This window comes from Zarconia navalis LEGE 11467, from assembly GCF_015207075.1.
Taxonomy (GTDB): domain Bacteria; phylum Cyanobacteriota; class Cyanobacteriia; order Cyanobacteriales; family Geitlerinemataceae; genus Zarconia; species Zarconia navalis.
Map to the genome: position 1 here is coordinate 1 of NZ_JADEXN010000261.1, position 7,277 is coordinate 7,277.

The following is a 7,277-nucleotide window of genomic DNA, read 5'->3' on the forward strand; positions in this document are numbered from 1 at the left end:
CCCCTGTCTCCCCCTCCCAATTCCCGTTACTGAAAATGCGCGATGATTAGCTATCTCAAAGGCACCCTGGTTGGGATTGTCAAACAAAGCGCCACTCGCACCCTGTTGACTGTCGAAATTGGGGGAGTGGGATACGACGTGCAAATTGCACCGCGCCTAGTGCAAAATCTGCCCCCCAGCGGCGACCCCGTCCAGATTTTCACTCATTACCAAGTGCGGGACGAACAGCCGATTTTGTACGGGTTTGCCAGCCTTGCCGAACGGGATTTGTTTCGCCAACTCATCAGTGTCAGCAGCATCGGCCCCCAACTGGCGATCGCGCTGCTGAGTACCCTCGAACTTTCGGATTTGGTGGGGGCGATCGTTTCGGGCAATATTCGCATCCTCTCGGCTACGCCAGGGGTGGGTAAGAAAACCGCAGAACGCATCTGCCTGGAACTGCGTACCAAACTCTCCGAATGGCGCCAAACTTCGGGATTGGATTCTACGCCGACTGCTGGACTGACACCGGATATGCGCGAGGATGTGGAGATGACGTTACTGGCGCTCGGTTATACCCCCAGCGAGGTGGTGCAAGCGCTCAATTCACTTTCGCAAGATCGAGAATCTTTGGAACTTGAAGATGCAGAAGCTTGGATTAAAGGAGCGATTTCGATTTTAAGTCATGAGTAACCCAACCTACATCATCGAGTTTTGTCAGTGAGTCAGGTACGACTACTCACTCTTGGGTAATAAACGCATTTTCGAGAAACCAATTCAGTCCCGGAATTTCGATCGCAAATAACAGGGAAACCACGATCGCCAAAAAAATTGTATAGTAAGTAAATCCTTTTTCTCGATAAATATGTTCGGGTTTCTGAGCGGGAGAATCGGATTTTATACCTAGATATAAATACCACGCAAATAGAATTGCAAATCCCGGTAAACTCAACACGAGTTCGATGCGATATTTAACTAGAAAAACGCCTAAGAAAAAAGCCGAACAATTGGCATAGAAAAAAGATAGAACTAAAAGGCTCGTTTCCGTATAAAACTTAAAAGAGCGTCGATAAAGCCCAGCAATATCCGGTTTCCCAATAAAACGATACTCGGCATAGCGCTTGATACTCATCAAAAACGCGCCACCGGCCCAGTATCCTAACAATAAACTCGACGGCGGAATCAGAGAATGAGTGACGATAAACCAGCCGAGAACCAAACGGATGGGGTTATTAATCGATTCGGAAATAACATCTAAATATACTCTATCTTTAGTTCTAAAGGGTTTTACGTTATACAAAAAACCCATCACTGAAAAAATGATTTCAGTCACTAAAAACGGCGTAGAAACTAGCCTTGCCAGACTAAACCCAATCCCCAATAACAAAAGATACTCTAAATAAACCCATCGCGCGGTGACTTTTCCGAGAACCGAAGCGCGATTCTTTTTAATGGGATGGTATTTATCGAACTGTGCGTCAATCCATTCGTTAATGACGTAGTTTGCAGATGCGATCGCACAAGTACTGAGGATACCGATAATGAGTTTACCCCAAAATAGCTCGATCGAAGTTTGGGTAAAAACCGCAGCTAAAGCCGTTCCGGGTAGCAAAAAAACATTTTTAAACCAATGATCCGGTCTGGCAATTTCGAGATAGGGATGGATATTTTGATAGATTCTGACTCGGATACTCACTCGGCTTTCCTTTTTCGCTGGTAGATACCTAATAAAGAATCGCCTAAATTTAGCGGAATGACAATTTTTTTCATCCAAGCCGGAGAAGAGATAGGTAGCCGAAACGGTAAATACTTCGCCAGACGTTCTAACAAATATTCGGCAGGAAAATACCAGGTGGGACGAGTCATCTTAACGCATTCAAAACCCGCTCGTTTCATCATTAGATTCAAGGTTTTACGGTTAAAATAACCAATATGTGCCACCCGAAAATGCCACCACTTCCACCCTAAAATTTTCGCCGCCAGCGAACCTACATCTGGAGTAACGACTGCCACAATACCATCCTCAGACAAGATTTTCGCAACCTCCGCCACCACTTCCCCAGGATTGGGAACGTGTTCGATGACATCGATTAGGGTAACGATATCGTACCTGTGGCGCGGCTTCGTGTCGGGAAAGCAATCATCGGGAAAGCTACCGGCATAAACGGGAAGCTGATGTTTTTGCGCCTGTTGCTGCAACCAGAGGGAAGGTTCGATACCTTCTGCGTCGTACCCCATTTTCAATGCTGCCTCGACGAGAATACCGCTACCAGCGCCAATATCGAAAAATGTCCCTTTCGATCGATATTTTTGCAGGATTTCTAGCAGCTTTTGCGCTTGCAGCATCCGTTCGGCGCGAGTTTCTTCATACGCCACATCTTCGAGTTGTTCGTAGAAACTTAAAACGTTCTCGAAATCAGAACATTGGAGAAAGCCGCAATTTTGGCAGCGTTGAATTTCTTCGGTTTGTCCGTAGTGACTGTCGGTAATGGCAAAGGATTCGCTGGTGAGAGGTTCGGTAATATTTGCTAGTTTGACAACTTGAGGATTTGGAGTATCGCAAACCCAACACACACATTTATAAGAACAAAAAATATATGGTTTACTCATCGCTTAGTGGGTTTCGATCGAGATTTATCGGAAGGACGAACGGAGGTCATGTTTTGAGTGAGTTGATGTGAATTGAGATAACAATATAGCGGTTCTCAATTTGTTGAAGTACAGAGTTTCTGGTTTTAGGGTCGGGGGGAATGGGAAATAGGGAATAGAATTTGGGTGTACCTAACAAGACTGAGAATTGCTATATATAGCTGAGTGTACGTAAGAATTCAGCTACACCAGCAAATCGTCGAACCCTCCCCCGAACTCTCCAGCGGAGGGGAGTAGAAGATAAATATTTTCAATGTTTTTTATTTTTTCCCAATTTCAGGCGATTGTTCCCCTCTCGGCAGGGGTTAGGGGTGGATTCGATCTCAAATAACTTTAACCTGAATACTTACAGTACGCGAATACCGATCTCCCTTTAGTCATCAATGGGTCATTGAAATAAAAATTTTGGGATTTAACCAGCCGACAAATGTAGAAAAGGTTGGATAATTGAGAAAATCAGCAATTTTTAAATTAATTGGAGAATCCGGACCGATGAGTAATCCGTTATATTCGATCGCATCTATATTAAAAAAGGGTTGAAAAAGGTGTCGATATGCCGATTTTCGTCCCAAACCAACTGCACCCCATTCATTTCGATCGAATAAGCACATCAAAAATAATGCAGGGTTGAGAATATTTGGCTCGAAAATAATCAGTTTACCGCCAGGTTTTAGAACTCGCTTCATCTCCAAAACCGTTTCTGAAAGATGGTAAATATGATGAATGGCATCCACCATTAACAGGACATCAAACTCATTGTCGGGAAATGGTAGTTCTTCTGATTTTGCCAGGAGAACCCGAGTATTGCTTAAGCCAAATCGATCGATGGTTTCTCGGCTATCTCGGAGGAACTCTGGAGAAATATCGACACCTACTAGTTCGCGGCAACGTTGAGAAATCATCGGTAAGAAAAGACCCGAACCGCAACCAATATCGATAACTTTATCGGTGGGTTGAATGAGACGATCGATTTTTTGGGTAAAATATTTCTCGATCGAAATTGAGGTGACGGATTTTTCGCTATTAAATCGTTGCGATTTTCCCCAAATATGCTCTTGATAGCGATCGTTTTGCGCTAAGTTTTGATAGAACTCTTGGGTTTCTTGAATTTTAGGGGGACGAAAAATTGTCATCGGGTTACAGCAAAACGGGATAACTTCGATCGGTGAAGAATTAAAATCTAATTCTCGAACAATACCCCTATCTTCTACAATAAAATTAATTCTATGTCAACCACGAATTTGAGAGGTTCGTTCGTTTGTGTTCGATAAAATTCAATTTTGGCGATCGCCAGCCACCGCCTTTACAACAATTGCGAGTATTTTTGGCGTCCTCTTAATTTTTATAATTCCTCCCTTTCAATCTCCTGACGAATATCAGCATTTTTATCGTGCATTTCAACTGTCTGAAGGTCAAATTATTGCTGAGTATCAAAAAGGAGATTGTTACGGGTATAGTAACTATTTTCCAGATCGTCCTTGCGCTGGGGGAACCCTGCCGAAAAGTTTGCTAACCACAGTACGAACGGCATCGCAAGAGGATTTGCGGTTTCGTCCGGAACGCAAACAAAAAGTAGAAGATATTTTGGCGATTCTAGATTTGCCTTTAAATCCCGACGATCGCATTTTTATTAAGTTTCCCACGATCGTTCTTTATTCTCCCATTCCCTATATTCCTCAAATTACAGGGATAACAGTGGCGAAACTATTAAACTTTTCTCCACTGGGGATGATGTATATCGGACGATTCTTTAATCTATTATTTTGGCTTGCGATCGGGTATTGGATTATTCGTACATCGCCGATTTTGAAATGGGTATTTGTTGGCTTACTTTTAATGCCAATGTCCGTTTTTCAGTCGGCATCAATGTCGGGGGATGTATTTGCGATCGGCATCTCTTTTCTGTGGTTAGCATTTTGCTTGTACTGTAGCTTTCTATCAGACAAACTGACGTCAAAGCATACCCGATCGTTATTTTTATTCCCACTTTTAATTGCTTTAACTAAGCAAGCCTATCTCCCATTAATCTTTTTATATTGGCTAATTCCAATCTCCAAAATAGGAAATTTCAAAAAATATATTCTTTTGTTCATTACGATTTTAGTAACTTGCTTTACTTTTAGCTTGACTTGGTATATTGTTTCTAGCCAAATTTACGTACCTTTATTTGAAGATGTATCCCTTTCAGGACAGGTATCTTTTCTCATTCAAAAACCATTTTATTTAGTTCGAGTTATTGGAAATAGTGTATCGACGTTTGGTCTATCTTATATTGAAGAATTTGTGGGGAAACTCGGCTGGCTGGATACTCGCTTGCCTCTTCCAGTCATTATCTCTTATCCTTTCGTTCTTGCAGTTGTGGCAATTGGAAGTTGCGATCGCCCTTTTTCTCTTTCCTGGAAACAAAAAACAATCGGGGCAACGATCGCGATTTTAAACTTTTGTTTAATTGTTACGTTATTTTATTTAACTTTAACCCCAGTCGGTGCAGATAAAGTGATCTACATTCAGGGTCGATATTTAATTCCTCTGTCGCCCTTATTATTCCTTCCTTTGGCAAATATTAGATTCAATTGGATTCGCGATCGAGTCCAAATTTACTTAATCGCTTACTTTTTAATAATTGAAACGGTAACCAGTATTACTTTACTCAACCGATACTATTTTTAATCAAAACTTTAACCTCGAATAAAATTGCAAGTGATATAATACCGCAAGTTCAGCCAATGCGAAATTGATTCATGAAAGTGATTCCGACTGAAATACCCGACGTAATGATTATCGAGCCTCGAATTTTTGGAGACGATCGGGGATTTTTCTATGAAAGCTTTAACCAACAAGTCTTTTCGGAAAAAACCGGCGTAACGGAAACTTTTGTTCAAGACAATCACTCGAAATCGATTAAAGGCGTGTTGAGGGGATTGCACTATCAAATTCAGCAAGCACAAGGAAAACTCGTGCGAGTTTGTGCCGGAGAAGTCTTCGATGTTGCCGTGGATATTCGCAAAAGTTCTCCCCATTTTGGGCAGTGGGTTGGATGTCTTCTCAGCGCAGAAAATAAGCGACAATTTTGGGTTCCCGCCGGATTTGCCCATGGATTTGTCGTCTTATCGGATACCGCAGAATTTCTCTACAAAACCACCGATTACTACGCTAAAGAATACGAACGGGCGATCGTCTGGAACGATCCGGATTTAGCGATCGATTGGCATCTCAACGGCCTCGAACCGACTCTATCGGCAAAGGATAAAGAGGCTTCCTCTTTTAAAGATGCCGAAGTCTTTGCTTAAACCGAAAAAATATTAGCAGGATGATGTTGTCAGAAACCCCCGCATAAATGACGGGGCTTAGGGAGATAACCAACTCCCCCAGGTCTGACTAGACGTGCGATTCGTTCTGGCACGCACTTCCGAATACTTCCCTAGTTCGGATTCCCTGCAAGCCCGTGTTATCGGGCGTGGGTAACGCCCAGACATCCTGAGCGAAGTGGTCGAAGGGACGGGGTGTACTTCGGCGCGCTCAGTAACCGCGTAGTCGAACCCCAAACACTTTCACGTAAGGTTTATCACCATGCAACGTGTACCCGTGCTGTCACCCGATGGCATCCCCTTAATGCCCACCAAGCCGTCTCGCGCCCGTCGCTGGCGGCAACGGTTTTCAACCGGAAACAGACAGTCCATTTCCAAAACTCCCGACTCGTCAGCTTCGAGAATACCACTGTCACTTCCGCACCTTTTGCGGTGGTGCGCCGCCCACCGGTTAGTCGTCGCCAATTGCATTTGTTGCAGTTCTCTAAGGGTGGGCAGCGCCGTAAGTACGGCGGCACTGTCACCGCTCACGGATTTCGCAAGGGCGATTGCGTCGAAGCCACTCGCGCCGGGAAGACTTACCGAGGTTGGGTGAGTGGTGATACGACAACTCAGGTGTCGGTTAGCGACATCAACTGGAAAAGAATCGCACAGTTTTCGGCCCGGAAGGTGCGATTACTCAAAAGATCGACGGGCTTAATCGTTAAGCGGTGATGCAACGCCACGACTAGGGGGTTTTCCCCATGAGCGATTGCTGAACCCTTTGGGGTCTGCGGTTAAAACCGCTCTACCACTCGTTTCCTCCCCCACCTTAAAAGATGGGGGTATCCACTCACTCCGGAGTTTTAGATGAGTCGCATATTAATTACCGGGATTAACGGTCAGTTAGGGCACCAATTACAGCAGGTTTTATCTCCCGACGAAAAACTCGAAATTATCGGTGTGGGGCGCGATCGCCTCGATTTAACCCAACCCGATGGCATCCGCGAAGTTGTCGCCGAAATCCAACCCGATGTCGTCGTCAACTGTGCCGCCTACACCGCCGTGGACAAAGCCGAAAGCGAACCCGAACTCGCCAGTCAAATCAACGGTATCGCCCCCGGCATCCTTGCTGAGGCCACCCAAAAACTCGGCGCTACCCTCATTCATATCTCCACGGACTACGTCTTCGACGGCACCCAAAGCCATCCCTACAGCGAAACCGACCCCACCCAACCCATTGGGGCCTACGGACAGTCGAAACTCGCCGGGGAAGAAGCCGTCCGCAACGTCAGCCCCCAACATATCATCCTGCGAACGGCGTGGGTGTACGGCGTGGGGGGGACGGGGAACTTCGCCAAA

At 44.9% G+C, this 7,277-nt stretch carries 8 protein-coding genes; 5 read left to right on the forward strand and 3 right to left on the reverse strand.

Annotated elements, in window-relative coordinates; genetic code table 11:
• The first annotated feature begins 42 nt into the window (after positions 1–42).
• Complete coding sequence (gene ruvA / locus IQ235_RS14025; RefSeq protein WP_264322074.1) at positions 43–672, forward strand: Holliday junction branch migration protein RuvA; 630 nt, start codon at positions 43–45, stop codon at positions 670–672.
• A gap of 46 nt (positions 673–718) precedes the next feature.
• On the opposite strand, the gene IQ235_RS14030 is transcribed toward ruvA, so the two are convergent.
• From IQ235_RS14030 to IQ235_RS14040, 3 genes are all read right to left on the reverse strand, one after another.
• Positions 719–1,675 carry a UbiA prenyltransferase family protein gene (locus tag IQ235_RS14030; RefSeq protein ID WP_264322075.1) on the reverse strand — a complete coding sequence of 319 codons (957 nt, stop codon included), beginning with the start codon at positions 1,673–1,675 and terminating at the stop codon, positions 719–721.
• On the reverse strand, positions 1,672–2,589 hold the full coding sequence (locus tag IQ235_RS14035) for a class I SAM-dependent methyltransferase (RefSeq protein ID WP_264322076.1): 918 nt from the start codon (positions 2,587–2,589) through the stop codon (positions 1,672–1,674). The genes IQ235_RS14030 and IQ235_RS14035 overlap by 4 nt, the downstream gene beginning before the upstream one ends.
• A 419-nt stretch (positions 2,590–3,008) precedes the next feature.
• Positions 3,009–3,761: a class I SAM-dependent methyltransferase gene (locus tag IQ235_RS14040; protein WP_264322077.1), complete on the reverse strand. Its 753-nt coding sequence runs from the start codon at positions 3,759–3,761 to the stop codon at positions 3,009–3,011.
• 127 nt (positions 3,762–3,888) lie between these two features.
• Between IQ235_RS14040 and IQ235_RS14045 the strand changes: the two genes are divergently transcribed.
• The 4 genes from IQ235_RS14045 to IQ235_RS14060 form a co-directional block, all read left to right on the forward strand.
• The gene (locus tag IQ235_RS14045) at positions 3,889–5,298 is read left to right on the forward strand and encodes a DUF2142 domain-containing protein (protein ID WP_264322078.1); all 1,410 of its coding nucleotides are present in this window, start codon (positions 3,889–3,891) and stop codon (positions 5,296–5,298) included.
• 71 nt (positions 5,299–5,369) lie between these two features.
• On the forward strand, positions 5,370–5,918 hold the full coding sequence (gene rfbC, locus IQ235_RS14050) for a dTDP-4-dehydrorhamnose 3,5-epimerase (RefSeq protein WP_264322079.1): 549 nt from the start codon (positions 5,370–5,372) through the stop codon (positions 5,916–5,918).
• Between the two features lie 213 nt (positions 5,919–6,131).
• Complete coding sequence (locus IQ235_RS18870; RefSeq protein WP_319592591.1) at positions 6,132–6,650, forward strand: hypothetical protein; 519 nt, start codon at positions 6,132–6,134, stop codon at positions 6,648–6,650.
• Between the two features lie 135 nt (positions 6,651–6,785).
• The coding region (locus IQ235_RS14060) for an SDR family oxidoreductase (RefSeq protein ID WP_264322080.1) at positions 6,786–7,277 on the forward strand (492 nt) is incomplete at its 3' end.